Source organism: Ignavibacteria bacterium (assembly GCA_013177855.1).
Taxonomy (GTDB): Bacteria; Bacteroidota; Ignavibacteria; order Ch128b; family Ch128b; genus Ch128b.
On record JABLYA010000001.1, the window covers coordinates 1,100,179 to 1,124,022 of the forward strand.

Below are 23,844 nucleotides of genomic sequence, written 5' to 3' on the forward strand. Positions count from 1 at the left end.
ATCTTCAAAATTTTAATTTTTATCTAAAGCTTTAATTCAAAAATTTAAGGTTACTTAAAATATCTAAGTCAATTTTTCTTTGTCAAAAATAGATGATTAAACTCTTCTAATTAGCCAGATTAGAAGTAAAATTCCAATCACACTTAAAGATGCTTGAATTGAACGAACTTCTGACTGCCAACCTTTTTTCCAAGAAAACTCCGGCTGCTCGATTGATTGGTTTTGATACTTTTTTAATTTCGGCAAAAATCTATTCACATTTTTACAATAATCTTCATAAGCCTGACCAAATTTCGTCTTCAAAAAATTTTCTTCCTCTTTGACAATCGCATAATATTGATAAAGGAAGTATATCAAAGCAACAATCTGCAAGTAAGGAAATACCGCATTAGACATTATTCCAAGTCCGAAATAAATAATCACATTTCCAATATAGAGCGGGTTTCTTACATAAGCATAAGGTCCGCTGATAACCAAAAAAGTCCCGCCGACTCCACCAGTTGTTCGTGTTTCTGAACCAGCCCATGAGTTTGCCCAGATTCGGATAAACTCACCCACACAAACAAATATAAATCCAATAAGCATCGAATAAATGTTTGGATTGGAATACAAAATCATCAGTATGAGAAAAGGAAGTGGTGTGTAACTGCGATATTTAAAGAAAAATTGTCCTGCTGTCATTTAGGGCTCCAATAAATATAATTCTCTTCGTTTGAGGATGGCTGTATTTCTTTTTTTGATTCTCTTTTTACTTAAAAGTTTTTCGATTGCAAGTTTAACATCAGAAAAATTTTCAAAAGGTGAATAGGAAATTCGATTTATTTCACAATATTTCAACAAATGCTTTTTAGCAAAAATGTAATCAACATATTCAATCGGACATCGATCTGAATGTCCATCGCCAATGTAAATTGTTATGTCATCGTCTGAGGAATTATTGATGATGTGATTTCGTTTACAATTAGCGCATTTCAAACACACTGAATCTGAGTAAGGGAAAATCATCTCAGCTGTTCCATCATCATTAATTCGAATTGAATTTGCAAAGAATTTAATATCTAGGTTATATTTTTTTAAGATATAATTGATGTATAAATCAAGTCCATCACTTATGATAATCAAATCAAGATTTTTTTCTTTGCAGAATTTTACGAAGTCAATGAATGTTTCGTCAATTTTTTGTTGATCAATAAAATCGTAAGCTTTTTCGAGAGTTAGATTTCTAATTGTTCGGCATTCTGTACTCAGGCATCCGATTGAGGTAATTTTACCTTCTCTCCATTTAGATACAACATCGTCACAAATTTGTGGGTCACCAAATTCTCGATAGAATAAATTTCCGATATCTTCAACTGCTATTGTTCCATCGAAATCGCAAAAGATTTTGATCTCAGGTTTTTTCATTTTGAGTAAATCATTTTTTTAACATCATAAAAATTCGAAGCAAAAATTCTGTAAAAGTAAATTCCACTTTCCATTGAACTAAATGGAACAAATTCAAAATCGTATGTTCCGGGTTCAAAAATATCATTTAGAATTGTTCCAATTTCTTCAAGGCGTGAATTATATAATTTAATTACGACTTTTGTTTTAATTGGAACTCTAAAAGCAATTTTTGTTGATTGACTGAAAGGATTAGGTGAATTCTGAAACAAGTAAAAACCCTCAGCTGGTGGAACAACATCTACTTCAATTTCTTCTTTGAAAAATTCATTCCCTTCAGGGTCAAACCCAGTTAAACGATAACGCAAATTTTCTGAGTAAAGCACCTGATCATCATAGGACATTTGCTTTATTACAGACTTTTCATTTGAATGATAACTAAAAATTTTTTTCCACTCTTCATTTTCAGCTTCATTTCTTTCAAGAAAAATTTTTGTATTTGGTCTTTCATTAATTAAATCCCAACGAAGTTTCACAAGCCCATCAAAGTATGCAGCAGTAAAATTTTGAAGTTTTGGATTTTTGTAATCGCTCAAATCGAAAAGCAGAAAACTGATACTGTTTTTATTATGATAATTGTAAGCCACACATTCAACTGGATTATCTAGACTTAAATAAAATTTAGAAGCTGCATCAATATCATCATTGTTAATTTTTAATCCATCGGATTTTAAGATTTCGCCTTTGGTGGTAATCGTCTGGATGAATAATGAAATTTTATTTTTTTCATTATGATGACAGGTCCAGTAAATAAAAAATCCTTTGTCATCAATTTTCATTTCTGGTTTTTGATGAAAGTCACAGCCTGAATGAATTTTAATTGGATTTTTAAACTTAGGTTTTTCACCTTGACTAAAAATTTGTAAGTAAGCTGTCTGTAAGTTTTCCTGTTCTTCAATTAAAAACAAAACAGCTAAATCGTTGTTTAGAAATTGAAAAGCTTTTAATAATTCCTGATTTCCATTTTTCAAACAAATTTCTTTCCCATATTGACCGAATTTCTTTGCGCCTTTTTTAGAAAGTTTCTGAAAGTAAACTTTGCTTTTTTGGTCTCTACTTGTGTAGAAAATAATCAGCTCATTTCTGTGATTGGTAATAATATTTTGAGCTGTACAGTCTTCCATCGGATTGGAGATGAAAATTCCATACTCACCAAACGATTTTTTGCCTGCTGAATCAATTCGTTGAACATACAGCTTTTGTATTTTTAAGATTGCTTCGATCCAAGAAACAAAACAACCACCATTATCATCAGCCACAACTTCAGGATAAAATTCTTCTCCTCTCAAATTCGAGACAACAAGTCCATTTCTTTTCCAGAGTGAATTACCAAATAAATCCAGTTTCTGGACATAAATATCACCCTGAGGATCATCACGAAAATCCTGCCAGGCAACAAAAATATTTTTTGAGCTGTCAACACTAACAGATAGATTTCTTTGTTTTCCTTTTACTGTTGCGATTGGAATTCCACTGCCATCCCACAGAATTCCATTTTCATCAATCAATTGAGAATAGATATCTCCTTCTGCATCATCTCTAAAATCAACAAACGAGAGAAAAATTAGATTATTAGAGATGATTGAATATTTTAATTCATCTTGAAAGGTTGAAAGATTTGGAGTAATAAAAAACTCTTTTTGTTTTCTGGGATTATTTTTAGAAAAAACTTTGCATTTGATTCTTTTGTCAAAAAAAGTTGAGTCCTGATAGAAAACAAAATATTTCGAATTTAAATTGACAACCTCTAACAGATTAGTTTTATCTCTTGAAGAGTGAATATTATAAATTTCCTGTGCAAAAATTTGAGAGTGAAGAAAAAAAATTGAAATCAGGAAAAATGTTTTATAAATGTTTTCAAGCAACTGTTGCCTCCTCAGTAAATCTCACCGCCACAATTTTTGAAACACCTTCTTCTTCCATTGTAACGCCGTAAAGCGTCTGAGCTGCTTCCATTGTCAGTTTGTTATGCGTGACGATGATAAACTGGGTGTTCTCGGAAAATTTATTTATCAGCCTGATAAACCGTTTAATGTTTGCATCATCAAGAGGAGCATCAACTTCATCTAAAATGCAGAAGGGACTTGGCTTAACTAAATAAATTGCAAAAAGGAGAGCTGTTGCTGTTAATGTTTTTTCACCCTGTGAAAGTAAATCAATTGAAGTTGGTCTTTTACCTTTAGGCTTTGCAATTATTTCAATTCTTGCTTCAAGTGGATCGACACCTTCCTCAAGTTTTAAATCAGCTTCATCGCCTGGATCAAATAGAGTTCGAAATGTTTCAATAAAGTTTTGACGGATTTTTTCAAATGTATCGAGAAATTGCTTTTGAGCTGTTTGATTGATTTCTTCAATTACCTGCATCAATTCTTTTTCTGATTCAATTAAATCATTTCTCTGCTCGGTTAAAAATTCAAGCCTTTTCTTTTCTTCTTCATATTCTTGAAATGCAAGAGAGTTTACAGGACCAAGGGAACGAATTTTATTTTTCAAGAATTGTAATCTCTCTTCGGCTTCGGCAAAATTGAAAGTATCGAGGTCATCAAATTCTTTGTATTCAGGTTTGTACTGATATTCTTCATTTAAACGATCGATCAGAGTTTTTGAATTTAATTTACTTTCATTGATTATCATCTCGTCGGAGTGAATTCTTTCACTGACTGCATCAAGTTCGCTTCTTTTTTGATGAAGTATTTTATCGTTCTCCGAGACTTTTTGTCTGATTGCGTTTAATTCGCCAAGAATGATGTTTAATTCTTCGTTAAGTATTTTCTTGCCATCCTCAAGAGTTTTCTCTTGAAGATCAAGTTCCTGTATTAAATTTTTTAACTGAATATTTTCATTATTTATTTGTTCAATTTCTTTTTTGAATTTTTCGATATCTTGTTCTAAGGAAATTATTTCATTCTTATTTCTTTCAATTAAATTCCTGAGATTTACAACTTCACTTTCAAGTTTTGTAAGGTTAATTTTAGCTTCATTAGCTTTGACGAGATTCTTGTTATGAACACTTTCAATTTCTTTTATTTTAGCTGACTGTTCATTTAGTTCGCTTCTTTTTTGATTAATGACAAGTTGTCTGCTTTCTAACTCTTGATTTAGAATTTCTAATTTTTGATTAAGCTCGTCATTAATTTTCTGGAAATTTGAAATTTCAAGATTAAGTTTTTCAACTTCTTCAATGGCTTTGTTTCTCTCGAATTGAAGCTGCGAGAGTTGTTTCTCAATTGCAGCTTCATCATTTTTCATCATATTCAGATTGTCCTGGTAGGCTTTGATATTGATTGATTTTAATTCAGAATTTAAATCAGAAAGTTTGTTAGTCAATTGTTCAAGTTTGTAGGTCTCTTTAATAAAAATATCATTCAACTCAGAGAGGATTTTCTTTCTTCCAAAAGCAGTTTCAGTTGAAGCTTTTTCGCCGCTCACATCTACAAATCCAGACGACCGTATCACATCACCATCAATTGTCACAAAATCAAAGTGTGGATATTTTTCAACGAGATATTGTGCAGTTTCAAGTTTATCAACAATACAAACATTACCGAGTGCTCGTTTAAAAAATTTCTCCCAGCTTTTAGAGTATTCGATTACATCTACCAACCAGGAAATGAATCCATTTTCTCTTTCTAATTTTTTTCTACTTCTTTTTTGAGAGAATGAATTAAGTTTTTCCCAGAGATTTTGTTTTTGTTCAAATGGATAATAAAAATTCGCCTGACCCAATTGATTATTTTTCAGATATTCAATACCGCTTTTCAAATCTTCTTTGACTTGCAGAAGAATGTAACTCAAATAATTTCTAAGAGCATTATCAACTGCAATTCGATATTTCTCTTCAGTTGAACCAGCATCAGCAACCAGAATTCTTTCGCCTTTATTCCAATCCGATTTTAAAATTAACTCTTTTGTACCTCTCGTAATTCCTTCGAGATTATCAATTAAGTTCTGAATGAAATCTATTTTATTTTTAATAGCATTAAGAGCTGACCTTGTTTCAAGTTCTTCCTGTTTTAGTTTTGAAATTTGCTGTTCAATTTCAGCTTTTCGATCCTGAGCTTTTGAAAGCTCAATTTCAGCTTCACTTACTCGATTTTTAGCTCTGTAATGCTCCTGCGTTAATTCCTCGATATACTTGGAGAGTTTTTCAATTGTCTGTTCAGCTTTTGTAATTTTTTCATTGAGTGATTTAATACTATCAGAATTGTTTTGAATCCTGAGATTTAATTTTTCGTGTTGACTTTTAATCTCATTGTATTCAGAATAAAATTGTTGAAGCTCTTTTCGTTTTTCTTCTAACTCTTTGTTTCTTTCTTGTAGATAATTCTCATATTCAACCTTCTTCTCTTCGAGTTCTGCCAGAAGTTGTCGAGTTTCTTCGATATCAATCTGAGTTTGGTTGATCTTATTTTCTGTTTCAACTATTGAATTGTTCAGTGTAGAAATTTTTTCTGTATTATCGAGAATATTTTTATTTAGTCGATTAAGATTATTTTCGTTATTGTTCAGCCTTTCCCTATTTCTTATAATGTTTTCTTTGATCTTGTAAATATCTTCAGTGCTTCGAAGAATTTCCTCTCTTTTCTTTTCAAGCTTGACTTCAATTTCATCAAGTTGTTTGTAGAATAATTGCTGTTGATTATCGAGCTCATTTATTTCATTTATAAATTTTTGCTTTTCATCTTTAAGTAAGGAAAGATTTTGCTGAGCTTCTTCAATTCTCTTTTTCAGTCTAACCAGCTCTCGTTCGGCTAAGTTTATTTCAAGCTCTCGTAATTCCTGATATAATTTATTGAACTGTTCAGCTTTCTTTGATTGTCTTTCGAGAGAATTTACTTTCTTCTGAACTTCAGCATAAATATCATTAACTCTAACTAAATCCTGTTTAACTGCCTCGAGTTTTCGCAGAGCTGCTTTTCTGCGGTGTTTGTACTTATTTACACCCGCTGCTTCTTCAAATAAAACTCTTCTGTCGTCAGCACGATTGCTTAAAATATCTTCGATCATTTTTAATTCGATTACGGAATAAGCATTAGAGCTCATTCCAGTATCCATAAAGAGATTTTGAATATCTTTCAGGCGGCAGGGTGTATTGTTAATTAAATACTCACTTTCACCAGACCTGAATAACCTTCTCGTGATTTTTACTTCACTGTATTCGATTGGCAGGATGTGTCTATTATTTTGAATTGTTAAAGAAACTTCAGCCATTCCAAGAGGTTTGCGGCTTGATGTTCCATTGAAGATGACATTATCCATTTTATCACTTCGAAGGACACTTGTTCTTTGTTCACCAAGTGCCCAACGAATCGCATCGACTACATTTGTTTTGCCGCAACCGTTAGGACCGACAATAGCCGTTAATCCAGAATTAAATTTTATTTCAACTTTATTTGCAAAAGATTTGAAGCCAAAAATTTCTACTTTAGATAAATACATATCCTAAACGAAATACTCCATTAAATAATCAATTGACCTGTAATTAATCTGTAAATATAAAATTAAACTTGCAAGTGTAATAAAAATGAATATAAGAGCCACAAAATATACTTTGGATTTTTTCACTTCGAAGACAACCGAAATTCCCTTTAATGTTCTTGTGAAAGCCCAGAGATGAAAGATTATTAAAATTGCATAAATCAAAAGATTATATTTTTCAGTCGAAAGAATTTTGAAAATAACAATCCCAAAAGGTAAAAGAATAAGAAATGGAATTGCACTCCAAACAACAATTAGGAAAGAATGATTCAAGAATATTTTATTCCTTACAAAAAGATTGAAAAATCGAACAATAAGAGTTAAAAATAGAATCCAGAGAAACACAATTAATGTAAAATATAAAATTGCTTCAATTGGTCGCCAGGCAAGGTAGCTTATAAACTCAAATGTTGTCAATGAATTAAAGAGAGATACAAAGCGTTCAAAATTGATTTTATCTTTCCAGTAATAGAATAAACCAGAATATATCAAGCCAAGTGAGAGAGCAATATTAGCTGCAAGAATTACGGAATGAAATGAAGAAATAATCCAACCATCCCGAATATCAGAAAAGAAATTGTATGTCTTGAGAATTGCTCTCCAAACATTTTCTTTAAAGCGATGAGTTGAATTGATTGATAGAATTGTTAATGCAAGTAAGATCAATCCGGCGAAAGCATAAATATAATTAGCCTTTTCAGAGTAACTGCCCTGCATTATGATTGGCAGCTTATTGTCAGTGAAATAACTTCTGACAACTTGATACGAAAGTTTTCTTGAATTGCGATACTCATTAACCAAACCTGTCTTCATTAATGTATTATCAATTTTGCCAGAAATAATTGAATGATAAGGCAGACGATAATCAGCAAAGGTGTGAATAAAAACTGAAGCATTCCTTTCTTTCAATAATTCCAGAACATCAGAAAGAAATTTAGCTTGTGCTTGAATTGAATATGGATTCGAGTAACCTTCTTTCTCTTCAAGTCCGTGATTGTATCCTAAGGAGCTCACCAATAAAAGTTTGTCTTCAGTAAAATTCTCGATGAACTTTTTAATTTCTTCAAAATTCTTGTGTAAAAGATTGTAACCGATGAAATCAAATTTACCAGATTGATTTATCGTGAAATTATTAGTTTCAAAAAATCTCAGAATATTTAGATTTGATTGTTCCGACTTTTTAATTAATTGATGAAGACTTTGGATTTCTGATTCTCTAAAAATTAATCCAAAGTTTAAACCGACAAAGCTCGCATAATTTGAATAATGATTAAAAATAAAATCAAGTTTTTTATCTCGATCATAAGTTTGAAATGATTTTGAAGGATAAATTTTGCTGTCAAGATCAACAAAAACTAAAATTCCATTTTTCTCGCATTGTTGAATTAACTCATCGGAGGGTAGAGAATTTTTTACAAAAATTGCATTTACATTTAATTCTTTAATTAGTTTGATGTCTCTCTCATAATCACTTAATCTGTAGAATGAATTTTTCACTCCATTTGATTCAAAATAAGTTACACCATTCAAAATCAAAGAATGTTTGTTTAAGAAAATTTTGCCCTCTCGAACTTCAATATATCTAAAACCAACCTGCGAATTTATTTGATCAATAAATTCATTAGTGCTGAATAATTTTACTTCTAATCTGTAATTGTACGGTTTCTGAATTTCCCACAAAATTGGATTTTTGATTACTAATTCTCCATTCAGAACTTTAGACATTCCTGTGAAATTCAGATTAAATGTCATTGAACCAACTAAATTCGAGTTAGTTTGATCAAGGACATTAATTATCAACATTAAATTTTTTGATGAGTCTGCCTGTATCTGTCTTGATGAAGAGATTTCGATTCTAAAATTTATTTTTCCATTTGTGAGATTTTGATCAATCTCGGGTGTTAACTTTAAGTTTGTAATCGAAATTGAAGGGAGAATTTCAAGATAAACATCTTTATAAATTCCAGCTTTTCTTTCAGGCAATTCAACTTTACTTGCAAGAACATTTTGCTCAACCTGTCGCATCTTCTTTGAAAGAATAAGCTTAACAAAATTCTCTCCATTCTCTTTGACAATATTCGATGGTATCCTGAATTCAAATTCTTCTAATTCAACTGGATCGAAAGGAATTCTTTCATCATTAAAATATACTGCTTCAAGTCCGCGTATACCTTCAAATTTCAAATAATAATTGTAAAAAGTTTTTTGCTCATTAAGTTTGAATCTCTTCTCAATTATTAGTTGATCATCATCAACCCAGAATGGAACATTTAATTTCTTTGGTTCTTCATCAGTTTTATCTATCCAGTTTTTATTCAAAAGAACAAGTTTTCTTGTTTGACCTGAAGAATTTTCGTTGATTGAAAATTCAAGATTTTCTCCATAAACAAAATTTAAAGCAAGCAAAAAAAGAATTACTAAATATCTTGACACTTTAATTCCCTCTTAATTGTATCATCAAACAAAAATAATTTTTGAAGAGAGTTTATTCAATTTTTTCCTAAAGCCTGCAACTAAAATTGAGCTGCAAGAATAATTTCATAAAATGAATCTGCTTTCAAACATGCACCTCCAATTAAACCACCGTCAATATCTGGTTGCTTGAATAAATTTTTTGCATTATCAGGTTTAACGCTTCCACCATAAAGAATTTTAATTTCCTGAGAAATTTCTGAGTCAAAAAGCTCGGCAATTTTTCTGCGCAAAAAAGAATGAACTTCCTGAGCCTGTTCAGGGCTTGCTGTTCGACCTGTTCCAATTGCCCAGACTGGTTCATAAGCAATTACTATTTTTCGAAGGTCTAATCTTGAAACACCTGAAAGTCCTTTTGTAAGTTGATTTTCAACTACTTCAAAAGTTTTTCCTGCCTCTCTTTCTTCCAGTGTCTCTCCCAAACAAAAGATTGGTTTTATGTCAAATTCAATTGCTCTTTTGATTTTTTGATTTATAAACTCGTCACTTTCTTTAAAGTAAGTCCGTCTTTCAGAGTGACCCAAAATTACATATTCAACTCCGAATGATTTAAGCATTTTCGCTGAAATTTCACCAGTGTAGGCTCCCTCAATTTCAGTGTGCATATTTTGAGCGCCTAAATGAATCGGAGAATTTTTTATTAATTCACCTGCAAGTTCAATTGATGTAAAAGGTGGGCAAATTGCGATTTCCACATCAGGAGTATTTTCTTTTAGTTTTTCCTTCAATTGTGAAATTAATTCAGCTGTTTCGGATTTATCTTTATACATTTTCCAATTACCAGCAACAAGTTTCTTCCGCATTATCACTCCTTAATATTATTCTATTTTTGTTAAAAATTTTTGTAAAATTACAAAACAACTTAACGCTTACAAAGTGAGTTTGAATAATGCAGAATTATAATGGAATTCTCTCATTATTGATTTTTTGTATTGAGCTGGTTCTCTTGATCAATGTTCTTTATTTTTCTAAATCAAAACATAAAAATTTGAGCGTTGTAATTCTTGCACTTCTTGCACTTTATCAATTCTTTGAATTTTTAATTTGTGGTTTGGGATTTAAAGAAGGTTTTGCAGTTTATCTTGCTTTTGTCAGTATTTCATTTTTACCACCAACTGGACTTCTTTTAATCGCCAGAGTTAATAAAATTAATTTGAAAAAGTTAGAAGGAGTAATTTTTGCGCCTGCTTTATTTTTTACCCTCTATTATTTCTTCACAATTAAGCAATTTAGAGTTCGTGAGTGCAGCGTGATTTATGCATCTTACCATTATCCTCTCGGTTTTCTTTATGGTTTATTTTACTATTTGCCGATTTTAATTGCTCTCTATTTTGCAATTAAAAATTTAATCTCCTCAGAGGATAAAACACTAAAAAGGAAGAACTCAATTTTGATTTTTGGATATCTCTCATTTCTGCTGCCAATGATTGTAACGCTTTTAATTTATCCACAATCAATAAATTTTATCGAAAGCTTAATGTGTAAATTTGCTTTTGTTTTATCATTAACAATTTCTTACTTTGCACTGGACTTAAAAAGAAAGGGCAATAAATGAAATATAATGTTCCAAACTGTTCTCTTTTTGCACGAGTAGAGGGTGAAGGTGAGCCTTTAATTTTTATCCATGGGTTTCCTTTAAATCATAGAATGTGGGAACCTCAAATTCAATTTTTATCCTCATCTGGTTTCAAAGTCATTGCCCCAGACTTACGAGGTTTTGGAGATTCTTTGGTAGACATTCAGGAATGGACTATGGATGATTTTGCAAATGATATCATCTGCCTGGCAGATAATTTGGGAATACAAAAATTTGTAGTTGCAGGTATGAGTATGGGAGGTTATATAACCTTTAATCTTTTAGAAAGATTTGGTGATAGAATCTCCAAAGCGATTTTGATTGCAACTAAAGCACAAGCTGATGACGAAGCAGCAAAAAACCGACGCAATGAATTAATCCAGGCTGCAAAAACTTCTGGAAAAACACCTGTTATTGAAGCATTCAAGAAAATTTTATTTGCTCCAATAACCTGGGAAAGAAATATTAGACTTGTTGAGAAGGTCTCAATTCTAATGGAACGAGCAAGCTTAAATGGAATAATTGGTTCATTGGGTGCAATGAGAGATCGGAAAGATTATGTTGATTTTCTTGAAAAAATTGAAATACCTGTCTTGATAATCCATGGCAAAAGTGATCTTGCAAGTCCGCTCCAGAATGCTGAATTAATGGTAAGTAAAATTAAAAATGCACAATTTTATTTTTCTGATGTAGCTGGTCATATGGTAAACCTTGAAGACACTGATAATGTGAATCAGGCAATCTTACAATTTCTTAAGAACTAAGGTCATATTTTTACTTTTTGGGGCATAATCGATTAATTTGTTTCTTTAATTTCTATACAATATTAAAGTGAATTATTTAATTCCTTTAATTATTTTGTAAAAAATTGCATAATCAATCTGGATATTTTTATGGATTTCATCGAACTTCAAATTGCAGATGATATTCAAAAGCTCAAAGAGCTTGATACTTACACAATAAAACTCATTAAAATCATATACAATCCGAAATTACATTCACCAAAAGAACTCGAAGAATTTCAGCATTTCATTGAAAAATCTTTTTCGAAAATTCCAATAACTTTTGAAGAAAACCTTGAAGCAAAAAAAATTAGTTTTGCCTTAGGAATAGAATAAAATGAACCTGACGGAAAGAGTAAATCAATTTTTTCTAACAATCGGGGGTTTAACTGCATTTTCAATAAGATTTTTCGCAGAAGCTTTTCGCCCACCTTATGAAATTGGCGAAATAAAAAAACATATGGATGAACTCGGTGTAAAAACTTTTTCAATTGTTAGTGTAACTGGTTTTATCATTGGACTTGTTTTGGGGATGCAAACTCAGCCAGTACTCGCTCGATTTGGTGCTGAAATGTTTTTACCAGGAACAATTGCACTCTCTGTAATTCGTGAACTTGGTCCTGTTCTGACTGCATTAATCTTTGCTGGAAGGGTTGGTTCGGGTATTGGAGCCGAACTCGGTTCAATGAGAGTGACTGAACAAATTGATGCAATGGAAGTTTCTGCGGTTGATCCATTTAGATTCCTGGTTGTCACTCGAGTAATTGCAACGACATTAATGCTTCCATTACTTACAGTTTATGTTGATTTTATCGCTTTAATTGGCGGATATATTGCAGTAATAATTACACAAAATTTAACTTTTGCATATTACATTCAACTTGTCCTTGAAGCTGTAACCTTTTCTGATGTAATTCCGGGCATTGCTAAGACATTTGTTTTTGGTTTCATTGTTGGAATCGTTGGTTCATATCTTGGCTTCAATGCGAGCAAAGGAACTGAAGGAGTCGGCAAAGCTAGCACAACTGCTGTTGTAATTTCTTCTCTTTTAATTCTGCTTTTTGATTCAATTCTTGTTAGAATAACTCTTATAATTTTTCCCTGACTAAAATGATAAAAATTGAAAATCTTCACAAAAGATTTGGAAATTTAATTGTTCTTGACGGAGTAACTTTTGAAGTTCCTGAAGGAAAAACTTATGTAATTCTTGGTAGAAGTGGAACAGGGAAAAGCGTTTTATTGAAATGCATTGTGCGTTTGCTTGAACCCGATGATGGAAAAATTTTTATAAATGGTAATGACATTCTGAAACTTTCTCACAAAGAGCTTAACGAACTCAGGAAAGAAATCGGTTTTCTTTTTCAAAGTGCTGCATTGTACGACTCGATGTCTGTTAGAGAAAACTTGTCATTCCCTTTGATAAGACACACGAAAATGCGAGAAGGTGAAATTGAAGAAAGAGTTAAAGAAATGTTAAGACTTGTTGGTCTGGAAGAAGCTATAGATAAAATGCCTTCAGAGCTTTCAGGTGGTATGCGAAAAAGAATTGGACTTGCTCGTGCTTTAATTCTCCATCCAAAAATTATGCTGTATGATGAACCTACAACAGGACTTGACCCAGTTACTTCGAAAGAAATTGCTAAGCTCATTTTAGATATGCAAAAAAAGTTTCAGATGACCAATATTGTTGTAACTCACGATATGGTTGTTGCTTTAAGCACAGCTGATAAAATTTTACTTCTGGACAAAGGCAAATTCATTTTTGAAGGAACATCGGAGGAATTGATTAATTCTAATCTTGATATTGCTCAAAAATTTCTTTCAAATAAGTTGGACTAAAAAGGAGTTTTGATATGAATGGTAAATTAAAAGGAGCGAGGCTGGGACTTTTCACTTTTCTGGGAACAGTAATTTTAGTGATTGGAATTTTCATAATTGGTAATAAAGATTTTCTATTTCTCGAAACTTTTGAATTAAAAGCTTACTTCCCAACTGTCGAAGGTTTAAGAGTAGGTGCGCCAGTCAGACTAACTGGTATTGATGTCGGCTCAGTCAAATCAATTGAGTTTATTTCCGATACGACGAGTAAAATTTTAGTCACAATGAAAATCAGAAAAGATGTTAAACAATTCATTAAAAAAGATTCAAAAGCAAGCATTGAAACAGAAGGATTGGTTGGAAACAAAGTATTAATCATCTACGGCGGAAGTGGTCAGGTTCCTGCTGTTGAAGATGGTGATGTTCTTCCAACAAAGACAACTGTAACTTATGCCGAGATTGTTGAAGAAACTCAAGGTATCTTAAATTATATCAAAGAAATTGCTAAAGAATTTTCTATTACATTGAAAAAAGTTAACGAAGGCGAAGGAACCATTGGTAAACTTTTGAACGATAAGAAACTTTACCAGAGTTTAGATCAAGCAACTCAAACTGCCAATCAAACTATGATTGGCTTGACTACAAGTCTTGAAGAAATTACAAATGTTGTAACCGGACTTGGAAATAATCTTGTTAATGTTATTTCAGGAGTTGATTCGATTGTTAAGAAAGTTGATAATCTCGTTTTAAGAGTCAATCAGGGTGAAGGTGTGCTCGGTGCTTTAGTTAGTGATAAAAGTGCTTATGACTCAGTAAAAGCGATTATTAATAATTTAATTATAACAGCTAATCAGGCAAGGCTCGGAGCTGAAAGATTTGCAGATAATATGGAAGCCCTGAAACATAACTGGCTTTTCAAAGGCTATTTTGAAAGAAGAGGATACTGGGAACGATCAGAGTATGAACGAGAACTTGATATGAAACTTGAAGAAATTAAGAAACAACAAAAAGAGCTGGAAAAAAGGATTCAAGAATTAAGAGAGCTTGAAAAACGAGTGCCCCTGGAACCAATAAAGAAAGAATAAGTCCTTAAATTCTGGTCAAATTGTTTTTGCAAATCCTGTTTCGTATTTTGCAACGGAAATTTTAAAAAATGGAGTAAAAATGAAGAAAGGTATTCATCCAGTTTATAGAAAATCGGTTGTTACTTGCGTTTGTGGTAATACATTTGTTACAAGATCCACAGCGGGAGATTTAAAATTAGAAATTTGCTCAAATTGTCATCCGTTTTTTACTGGAAAACAAAAATTAGTTGACTCAGCAGGTCGCGTTGAAAAATTCATGAAAAAATACGGGAAAAAGGCTACTCAATAACCTTCTTTCACCGAGCTCATCTCTTACCAAAATAAAAATCAACAAAAATGGAGCGAACCGATGCTGGTTATCATAAAAGAAAATTACGACGAGATGAGCAAAGAAGCTGCAAAAATAGTTGCTGCTCGTCTTCGTCGTAAACCTAACTTAGTTCTTGGTCTCGCTACTGGAAGTACTCCCGTTGGGCTTTACAAAGAGCTCATCAGAATGCACAAAGAAGAAGGCTTAGATTTTTCCAAAGTCGTTACATTCAATTTAGATGAGTATATCGGTTTACCTCCGCACCATGATCAAAGCTATCGATATTTTATGGATGTAAATCTTTTTAATCATATCAATATTGATAAAAGATACATCCACGTGCCAAATGGAATGGCTGATGATATTGAAGCACACTGCGAATGGTATGAAGAACAAATCAAAAAATTTGGCGGAATTGATTTGCAAATCCTCGGTATCGGTGCAAATGGTCATATCGCTTTTAATGAACCTGGTTCTTCACTCGGTTCACGAACAAGAATTAAAACTTTAACTGAACAAACGGTTAAAGATAACGCAAGATTTTTCAAATCAATTGACGAAGTTCCAAGATACGCAATTACTATGGGCATCGGCACCATAATGGAAGCAAAAGAAATTATCTTACTTGCAAATGGCAAAAACAAAGCTGATGCAATAAAAGCAGCTATTGAAGGTCCAATTACTGCAATGTGCCCGGCTTCAATAATTCAAATGCATCGTAAAGCTTATGTAATTGTAGATAAAGATGCTGCTTCCAAATTAGAAAGACAGTACAACGGATAGGAAGGGCTTTTATGCACATTTGTATTTTTGAGGGCATCTATTATTCAAGATTATTACCTTTAGTTTACACACGCCCAACATACGAGTTGAGATGCGGAATCTTAACATTAAAAGATAAAATTTTAAGACACTTTCCAAATGCCAAAGTTACTTTGCATTGCAGAAATTACTTAGCCGAATATTTGACAGAAATTTATCCTCAATATGAAATTAATCAAATCAGCAGTGAGGATGTATGTTTATTTATTAATGGCAGAGTAATAGCTGATAACGATTTTCTTGAGAAAATTGACTTGAATAATCCTAATGATATTCTTTATGTGAATGGCGAATATATTATTGCGGCTAAAGTAAGTGGCTCAAAATTAAGTGATCTAAAAAATTCTCTCCATGATTTATTTACTCTTTCAGATTTTGATGGTCTATTCAAGCAACAGGTTGATGTAAAACTAATCAATTATCCCTGGGATTTAGTCAACAATAATGCAGAACAAATTGAAAAAGATTTTGAGTACTTAGTTAAATCGAAAGACAAAAAAATCAATGGAAAGATTTACAATGGCGTTCACCTATTAAATGAAGATTATATTTTTATTGATGAAGGAACAAAGGTAAAGCCCGGAGTAGTTTTAGATGCTGAAAATGGTCCCATCTATATTGGCAAAAATGTAACCATATTCCCAAATGCTGTGATTGAAGGTCCTGCTTTTATTGGTGATAAAAGTCAGATCAAAATATCAGCAAAGATTTATGAAGGAACTTCAATTGGAGAAGTTTGTAAAGTCGGTGGTGAGGTAGAAAACAGTATTATTCATTCTCATTCGAACAAACAACATGAAGGTTTCTTAGGACATAGTTATTTAGGAAAATGGGTAAATATTGGAGCCGATACAAACAACAGTGATTTGAAAAATAATTATGGAAGTGTAAAAGTTTATATTAATGGCGAATTAATTGACAGCGGTTCTCAATTTGTTGGACTTACAATGGGAGATCATTCAAAGACTGGAATTAATACAATGTTTAATACTGGGACTGTTGTGGGAGTATCTTGCAATATTTATGGTTCAGGTATACCGCCCAAATATGTTCCATCATTCTCGTGGGGCGGTGCAGATATGCTGACAACATATGATCTTGAAAGAAGTCTTGAAGTTGCAAAAAGAGTTATGGCAAGACGAAATATCACAATGTCTTTAGCCGAAGAAAAATTACTTCGTAAAGTTTTCGATTTGACACGAGAAGAAAGAAGAAAACGAGGAATGCCAAATTAGTTATTCCCTTTCTAATCAATACAAAGCGGAGTTCATTGTCTCCGCTTTTTTATTTTAAATCTTTCTTATCAACAAATTAGAACCCCACTCCCGATTATTTCCTAACTCATTGAAGAAACATTTAGATTAAAAACTTAAATATTAGTTTTTTAAATTTTAACTTTGCAATGCTTGAGAAGTTTTTTGTTGAATTAACTAAAATGTGAAAGTAAAATGGAAGAATTAAAAGATTTGTATGTTGGACCTCGCGGAATTGCTGTTAAAATTCTTAATCGAGTAGATAGGACTGATGCTTATTTAGATAAATTAATTGATATCGAACTCAAATACGGCGACTTATCTGGTCCTGATAAAGCATTACTTAATGAAATCGTACATGGAGTTGTTCGCTGGGAACGACGACTTGATTGGATTCTTCGAGGTTTTTATAAGGGAGAATTTTCAAAGTGCATTCCTAATCTAAAAAATGCAATGCGCGTTGCTCTTTATCAAATTCTTTTCCTTGATAACATTCCTGATTATGCAGCTGTCAACGAAGCAGTTGAATTTGTCAAAAAAATTCAAGGTGAAAAATCAGCAAATCTTGTAAATGCTGTTTTAAGAAATATCATTCGCACTATCGAAGAAGCAGAAATCAGATATCCTGACCCCGAACAGGATGAAATCAATTACTTAGGAACTTATTATTCTCATCCAAACTGGCTTGTAAAAAGATGGCTTAAAAGATACGGAAGAGAATTCACTGAAAAATTGATGGAAGAAAATAATCAAAGACCTAAACTTACTTTGAGATTTAACCGTCTTCTAACAAACCGTGAATCATTCATTAAAAAACTTGAAGAAGCAGAACTCAAATTTCGTCCTTCAAAATATCTCGAACATTTTTTCGTTCTCTTACATTTAACTAACATCACAGACTGGAATTACTTTCAACAAGGATACTTTTCAATTCAGGATGAAAGTGCAGGCCTCCCCTGCATTCTTTTAGATCCTAAACCTGGCGAGACTGTTCTTGATTTATGTGCTGCTCCTGGTGGTAAAAGCACTTATTTAGCTGAATTGATGAACAATGAAGGAAAAATTATTGCAGTTGATAAGTATCAAAGTCGAATTAAATTAATGAAAAAAAATGTAGAGAGATTAAAGATCACCAACATTGAATTTCTTGAAGCGGATAGTGAAACTTTACAAATACCTCCAGTTGATAAAGTATTATTGGATGCGCCTTGCTCTGGTCTCGGTGTCCTAAAAAAGAAACCCGAAATTAAATGGAAAAAAGATCTGGAAGATATAAAAAGACTTACTGCTACTCAGACAAAATTAATCAACAATGCTGCAACTCTGGTTAAAGTCGGCGGAGTATTGGTTTACAGCACCTGTACAATCGAACCTGAAGAGAATTTCGATATCATTTCAAAATTTCTTGAGACACATCCAAACTTTGAACTAGTTAAAAATCACCCAAATATTCATCCTGATTTAATTGATGAGAATGGCTGCATTGTAACTTACCCAAATGTTCACGATATGGATGGAAGTTTTTCAGCAAAATTAATTCGACTTTATTAATTTCAATTGTAGAGAGCTTTCTTTTTTAATAAAAGATTCAAAACAACAACTGGAGGTTCGGGAATGAAATGAATGATATTGGAAAAGAATTAAAAGAGCTTCGCCTCTTAAAAGGATTATCACTTAAAGAACTCTCCGACCTGACTCGCATCAATATCAAATATCTTGAATATCTTGAACAAAACAATTTTTCTTTTTTGCCAGAAGTTTATGTTCGCTCATTTCTTAAAACTTATGTAAAATTTCTTGGTGGAGATGAAAAAAAGTTTTTAGAGATGCTTGAGGACCATCTCCATCCAAAACCAAAAATCGAAGATGAGGGCGAAGAAAAATTTCATTTAGAAGAATTTAGAGATGAAAGAAAAGAAGTTAAATCAGAAAAATTCCTGATTGGAAAAACAAACATTCTCACATTCAAGAACTTAGTTTTCGTTGCTTTTGCCCTCTTCGGGATTATTTTAATGCTCATATTGTTGTTAAATAAAGAAAGCAAAACTCAGTCTGAAAAAACCTCTGATGCTCAAAAAGTAATGTTCGAAGAAAACCAGGAAAATAAAAACGAGAATTTTACTAATTTTGTATCGGATGACAGTTTGACATTGGGTATAAGTGCAAATGACTCAGTTTGGATACAAATAAAGATTGATGATTCAAAAATCGAAGAAGTTTATCTTAGAAATGGAGATAAAAAACAATTTAAAGCTAAAAATGATTTTCAATTATTATTGGGCAATGCTGGAGCGGTCGTACTTTATCTTAATGAAACTGAATTACCATTTACAGGCGTAAAAGGTTCTGTCAAAAGACTTAAAATTGATAAAGAAGGTTTTAAACTAATTCAGGTCAAAAATGAGCTCAAAAAACAGTAATCAGGAAATAGTTAGTCCTGAGATCATCAAACGAATAGAAGAGCTGAGAGAATTAATTCATCAACATGATTATAATTACTATGTTTTGAATGAGCCCACTATATCCGATCGTGAATATGACCTTCTGATGCAAGAATTAATTGAACTTGAAAATAAGTATCCTTTTTTAATCACTCCTGATTCGCCGACACAAAGAGTTGGTGGAGAACCAACAAAAGAATTTCCAGTTGTTGTTCACGATGTTCCGATGCTCTCTTTATCAAACACTTATTCGATCGAAGAACTTTATGATTTTCATCGAAGAGTAAAAGAAGGCTTACCGGAAGGCGAAAAAATTGAATACGTTACTGAGCTTAAAATTGATGGTGTTGCCATCAGTTTGAAATATAGGCATGGTTTATTTGTTCAGGGAGTCACTCGTGGTGATGGAACTCGTGGAGACGACATTACAAACAATTTAAGAACAATTAAATCTTTACCATTAAGATTAAAATTTAACGAAGTTAAAAGAAAAGATTTTGAAGATATCGAAGTCCGCGGCGAAGTTTATATGAATCGCGATGATTTTGAAGCGCTAAATCAAGAAAGAGCTAAGTTGGGTGAGAAACTTTTCGCAAATCCAAGAAATGCAACAGCTGGCACTTTAAAACTTCAAGACCCTAAACAAGTCGCAGAAAGACCATTGAATCTTTTCTGCTATTATTTAAGATCAAACACAAAAGAACTAAAATCACAATTTGAAAATCTCTCAATCCTAAAAAGCCTTGGGTTTAAGGTTAATCCTCATTATAAACTCTGCTCAACAATTGAAGAAGTAATCGAATATTGTAAAGAATGGGAAGAGAAACGCGAAACTTTACCTTATGATATTGACGGAATTGTAATTAAAGTAAACAGTTTAAGACAACAAGAAATTCTGGGAAATGTTGCGAAATCACCTCGATGGGCAACTGCTTTTAAATTCGAAGCAAAAAAAGCTAAAACCAAACTTAAAGCGATAACTTTACAAGTTGGAAGATTAGGAACAATTACACCAGTTGCTGAACTTGAGCCAGTATTTCTTGCTGGCACTACAGTTAGCCGAGCAACACTGCACAACTTTGAAGAAATTCAAAGAAAAGATATTCGCGTTGGTGATACTGTAATTATTGAAAAAGGTGGAGACATTATCCCAAAAGTTGTTGAAGTAGTTTTGGATGAAAGAAGCTCAAAATCCCAACCTTTCGAAATTCCTGATAAGTGTCCAGTCTGTGGAACTAAATTAGTCAATCCACCTGGGGAAGTTGCTTACTACTGCCCGAATTACGATTGTCCTGAACAGGTTAAACAGAGACTTGTTCATTTTGCTTCTCGTGGAGCAATGGATATTGAAGGACTTGGTGAAGCTATCGTAGACAAATTCGTTGAACTTGGATTTCTTTACTCTCCATCTGACATTTATCGATTAAAAGATAAAAGAGAACAATTAATTAAACTCGAAGGTTTTGGTGAAAAAAGCGTTGATAATCTTTTAAAAGCAATTGAGGAATCTAAGCAACAACCTTTCGAACGAGTTTTATTTGCATTAGGTATCAGACATGTTGGTGCGAGCGTTGCAAAAGACTTAGTTGCTCATTTCAAATCAATTGACGAATTAATGAAAGCTACACCCGAAGAGCTGCAACAAATTCCTGAAATCGGAGAAACTATAAGTCAGAGTATTGTCGAGTACTTTAAAGACCCAAGAAATCTAAAATTAATTGAGGAGCTTAAATCATTTGGATTAAACTTTTCATCAACGAAAAAAACTGTTTCAAACAAACTTGCGGGTAAAACGTTCGTTATCACAGGAACATTGAAATCAATGACTCGCAACGAAGCGAAAGAATTAATTGAAAAATATGGCGGAAGAACAACTGACAGCGTAAGTTCAAAAACATCTTATGTAATTGTTGGTGAAGACCCCGGCTCCAAATACGATAAAGCAAAAAAACTAAACATTCCAATTTTATCCGAAGAAGAATTTTTGAAAATGATAAAAGATTAACTACTTCCTTTCAATGAAATCACTTATTCAGCAACTCCTAATTTTTCTTCACTCAAAACAGAAATCTCAATTCGATTACTTCACTGCCAGAAACATTTTTAAGAATTCTTCAAATATTCTTGTTCTAATCCCTGAACAAAAAGAACTGCTGAAAGAAATTAGTTTTGTTATTCGAGTTCTTCAAAATTTTCCAAAGCAAATTTCCTTTCTAATTGAATCCTCTTTATTTAAGGAATTAAATTTTGAACCATCAGAAAATTTTATTCTCTATTCTAAAAAGGATAAAAATTTCATTGACCTTCCAACCAGAAATTTAATTGATCGTCTTCAACAAAGAGATTTTGATTTAGTCATTGACTTCAATCTCGATGCCTCTAATTTCCACTACTGGATCACTAAAAATCTAAATGCAAAGTTTAAGTTTGGATTATACAGGAAAAATTCTACGCTATTTAATAACTTAGTAATGAAAGTTAACAATATTGAAAATGTTCGATCTATTTATGAGAACTTCTTATTCCTACTAAAACTTTGAAGGAGCGTTATGAATTTCGAAATAAAGCACATCGACGATATAACAATATTCAAACTTAACGAGAGAAAAATGGACTCTACTCTCTCGGGATTATTGAAGGGTGAATTTACAATTCTATGTCAGGCAGAAAATGTAAGAAAATTAATAATTGATCTGGAACAAGTAGAAATTTGTGACAGCTCAGGCTTAAGTGCTTTACTTCTTGCTCAAAGACAAATTAGAGAAAAAGGCGGCGCAATTAGACTTATCAATGTAAACGAAAAAGTTCATAACCTCATTAAAATATCTTTCCTTGAAAATGTTTTACCAGTTTGCAATTCAAAGGAAGAAGCAATTGAAGAATTAGAAAACTTAGAGTAGCGAAGTGCAAAATATCCTTCCCTCCACTTTTGATTATATTATCATCATTGCTTATTTAATTATAATTACTGTAGTTGGTATTATCTCTGGCGGAAAACAGAAGTCAATAAAAGATTATTTCTTAGGTGCCGATGTTGTTCCTTGGTGGGCTGTTTGCTTTGCAATCGTTGCAGCTGAAACAAGTACACTGACTTTTATTTCTATTCCTGGACTTGCTTATCTCACCAATCTGAATTTCTTACAATTAACATTCGGCTACTTACTCGGAAGAATTATTGTCGCATTCCTTTTCTTGCCTGCATACTTTCAAGGAGAACTTTCGACAGCTTACGCTTTTTTAGAAAATCGATTTGGATATAAAACGAGAAGTTTCGCGTCAATAATTTTTATGTTCACAAGAACAGCAGCAGACGGTGTGAGACTCTTCGCAACTGCAATTCCTCTAAAACTAATGCTTAACATTGATTATCCGCTCGCAATTTTAATCATTGGTCTTGTAGCTTTGCTTTACACATCATTTGGTGGAGTGCGTGGAATCATCTGGGTTGATGTGATTCAATTTTTGATCTATATAGGCGGTGCCTTCGTATCAGGAATTTTATTGATCAATCTTATTCCTGGAGGATTCGAAAAAATCATTTCCGTTGCATCAGAATTCAAAAAATTTGATCTCATTAATCTTGGTTTATCAGATGGTTTATCTTCATTCTTTACCAAACCTTATACTTTAATTGCTGGAATAATTGGAGGGGCTTTCCTTTCAATGGCTTCTCATGGAACAGATCAATTAATAGTTCAGCGTTTACTGGCAACTAAAAATTTAAAAAACGCCCAGAAGGCAATCATTGGAAGTGGAGTGATTATAGTTTTTCAATTTGCAATTTTTCTTTTAGTTGGTGTGTTGCTTTTTGTTTACTATGGAAAATTAAATATGCGTTCAGATGAAGTATTCCCTTATTTTATCATTAATGTTATTCCTACTGGATTAAAAGGTTTAATCATTGCTGGACTTTTTGCTGCTGCACTATCAACTCTTGCAGGTTCGATCAGTTCGCTTTCATCAGCAACTGTATTGGACATCTTAGTCCCATATTTCAAGAAATTTGATGATGATAAGAAAAAGCTTTTTGCGTCCAGACTAATTACAATTATTTGGGCTGTATTATTAATCCTTGTTGCATTTCTATTTATGGAAAGTTCGCAAGCAGTCGTTGAAATTGCTTTAAGTATCGCATCTTTCACCTATGGCGGATTGCTTGGAACATTCTTGCTCGGTATACTGAATAAAAAAGCAAGTCAGGAAGACGCTCTCGCTGGATTTGTTGCTGGTATCTTTCTGATGATTACTGTAATCTCACTAAAATTGACTGCCTGGACCTGGTTCACTTTAATTGGAGTTACAGCAACTTTAATTATTGGTTCCTTCTTAGCTTCTTTACAAAAAAAATAGACAAATCTAAGTGA

21 protein-coding genes are annotated in these 23,844 nt (G+C 32.5%); 15 read left to right on the plus strand and 6 right to left on the minus strand.

The window, feature by feature from the left end:
• Positions 1 to 96: 96 nt before the first annotated feature.
• The 6 genes from HPY57_04620 to HPY57_04645 form a co-directional block, all read right to left on the minus strand.
• Positions 97 to 681, minus strand: a complete 585-nt coding sequence (locus HPY57_04620) for an isoprenylcysteine carboxylmethyltransferase family protein (protein ID NPV11058.1) — start codon at positions 679 to 681, stop codon at positions 97 to 99.
• Positions 682 to 1,404 (minus strand): MtnX-like HAD-IB family phosphatase, encoded by a 723-nt coding sequence (locus HPY57_04625; GenBank protein ID NPV11059.1) that lies wholly within the window; start codon positions 1,402 to 1,404, stop codon positions 682 to 684. It abuts the gene before it with no gap.
• Complete coding sequence (locus HPY57_04630; GenBank protein ID NPV11060.1) at positions 1,401 to 3,308, minus strand: hypothetical protein; 1,908 nt, start codon at positions 3,306 to 3,308, stop codon at positions 1,401 to 1,403. Before HPY57_04630 ends, HPY57_04625 begins: the two co-directional genes overlap by 4 nt.
• The gene (smc, locus tag HPY57_04635; protein ID NPV11061.1) at positions 3,301 to 6,882 is read right to left on the minus strand and encodes a chromosome segregation protein SMC; all 3,582 of its coding nucleotides are present in this window, start codon (positions 6,880 to 6,882) and stop codon (positions 3,301 to 3,303) included. The genes HPY57_04630 and smc overlap by 8 nt, the downstream gene beginning before the upstream one ends.
• 3 nt (positions 6,883 to 6,885) lie before the next feature.
• Positions 6,886 to 9,354, minus strand: a complete 2,469-nt coding sequence (locus HPY57_04640) for a hypothetical protein (GenBank protein NPV11062.1) — start codon at positions 9,352 to 9,354, stop codon at positions 6,886 to 6,888.
• Positions 9,355 to 9,434: 80 nt separating this feature from the next.
• A complete protein-coding gene (locus HPY57_04645; protein ID NPV11063.1) occupies positions 9,435 to 10,196 on the minus strand; it encodes a triose-phosphate isomerase in 762 nt (253 codons plus the stop codon).
• Positions 10,197 to 10,282: 86 nt separating this feature from the next.
• On the opposite strand from HPY57_04645, the gene HPY57_04650 reads away from it, so the two are divergent.
• The 15 genes from HPY57_04650 to HPY57_04720 all read left to right on the plus strand — a co-directional run bounded on the left by HPY57_04650 (position 10,283) and on the right by HPY57_04720 (position 23,830).
• On the plus strand, positions 10,283 to 10,948 hold the full coding sequence (locus tag HPY57_04650) for a hypothetical protein (GenBank protein NPV11064.1): 666 nt from the start codon (positions 10,283 to 10,285) through the stop codon (positions 10,946 to 10,948).
• On the plus strand, positions 10,945 to 11,733 hold the full coding sequence (locus HPY57_04655) for an alpha/beta hydrolase (protein NPV11065.1): 789 nt from the start codon (positions 10,945 to 10,947) through the stop codon (positions 11,731 to 11,733). Before HPY57_04650 ends, HPY57_04655 begins: the two co-directional genes overlap by 4 nt.
• A 129-nt stretch (positions 11,734 to 11,862) precedes the next feature.
• Positions 11,863 to 12,087 carry a hypothetical protein gene (locus HPY57_04660; GenBank protein NPV11066.1) on the plus strand — a complete coding sequence of 75 codons (225 nt, stop codon included), beginning with the start codon at positions 11,863 to 11,865 and terminating at the stop codon, positions 12,085 to 12,087.
• A gap of 1 nt (position 12,088) precedes the next feature.
• Positions 12,089 to 12,856, plus strand: coding sequence for an ABC transporter permease (locus HPY57_04665; GenBank protein ID NPV11067.1), 768 nt, complete (start codon positions 12,089 to 12,091; stop codon positions 12,854 to 12,856).
• A 5-nt stretch (positions 12,857 to 12,861) separates the two neighbouring features.
• The gene (locus HPY57_04670; protein ID NPV11068.1) at positions 12,862 to 13,590 is read left to right on the plus strand and encodes an ABC transporter ATP-binding protein; all 729 of its coding nucleotides are present in this window, start codon (positions 12,862 to 12,864) and stop codon (positions 13,588 to 13,590) included.
• Positions 13,591 to 13,604: 14 nt separating this feature from the next.
• Entirely contained in the window at positions 13,605 to 14,654 is a 1,050-nt protein-coding gene (locus HPY57_04675) for an MCE family protein (protein ID NPV11069.1), read from the plus strand.
• Between the two features lie 79 nt (positions 14,655 to 14,733).
• Positions 14,734 to 14,943, plus strand: a complete 210-nt coding sequence (gene rpmE, locus HPY57_04680) for a 50S ribosomal protein L31 (protein ID NPV11070.1) — start codon at positions 14,734 to 14,736, stop codon at positions 14,941 to 14,943.
• A gap of 60 nt (positions 14,944 to 15,003) precedes the next feature.
• Positions 15,004 to 15,747, plus strand: coding sequence for a glucosamine-6-phosphate deaminase (gene nagB, locus HPY57_04685; protein ID NPV11071.1), 744 nt, complete (start codon positions 15,004 to 15,006; stop codon positions 15,745 to 15,747).
• 11 nt (positions 15,748 to 15,758) lie between these two features.
• On the plus strand, positions 15,759 to 17,021 hold the full coding sequence (locus tag HPY57_04690; GenBank protein ID NPV11072.1) for a glucose-1-phosphate thymidylyltransferase: 1,263 nt from the start codon (positions 15,759 to 15,761) through the stop codon (positions 17,019 to 17,021).
• Between the two features lie 213 nt (positions 17,022 to 17,234).
• A complete protein-coding gene (gene rsmB, locus HPY57_04695; protein NPV11073.1) occupies positions 17,235 to 18,590 on the plus strand; it encodes a 16S rRNA (cytosine(967)-C(5))-methyltransferase RsmB in 1,356 nt (451 codons plus the stop codon).
• Between the two features lie 68 nt (positions 18,591 to 18,658).
• Positions 18,659 to 19,459: a DUF4115 domain-containing protein gene (locus tag HPY57_04700; GenBank protein ID NPV11074.1), complete on the plus strand. Its 801-nt coding sequence runs from the start codon at positions 18,659 to 18,661 to the stop codon at positions 19,457 to 19,459.
• A complete protein-coding gene (gene ligA, locus HPY57_04705) occupies positions 19,440 to 21,485 on the plus strand; it encodes an NAD-dependent DNA ligase LigA (protein ID NPV11075.1) in 2,046 nt (681 codons plus the stop codon). Before HPY57_04700 ends, ligA begins: the two co-directional genes overlap by 20 nt.
• A 13-nt stretch (positions 21,486 to 21,498) precedes the next feature.
• Complete coding sequence (locus tag HPY57_04710) at positions 21,499 to 22,020, plus strand: hypothetical protein (protein ID NPV11076.1); 522 nt, start codon at positions 21,499 to 21,501, stop codon at positions 22,018 to 22,020.
• 9 nt (positions 22,021 to 22,029) lie between these two features.
• The gene (locus tag HPY57_04715) at positions 22,030 to 22,380 is read left to right on the plus strand and encodes an STAS domain-containing protein (GenBank protein NPV11077.1); all 351 of its coding nucleotides are present in this window, start codon (positions 22,030 to 22,032) and stop codon (positions 22,378 to 22,380) included.
• A gap of 13 nt (positions 22,381 to 22,393) precedes the next feature.
• Positions 22,394 to 23,830: a sodium/solute symporter gene (locus HPY57_04720; protein NPV11078.1), complete on the plus strand. Its 1,437-nt coding sequence runs from the start codon at positions 22,394 to 22,396 to the stop codon at positions 23,828 to 23,830.
• Positions 23,831 to 23,844 lie beyond the last annotated feature (14 nt).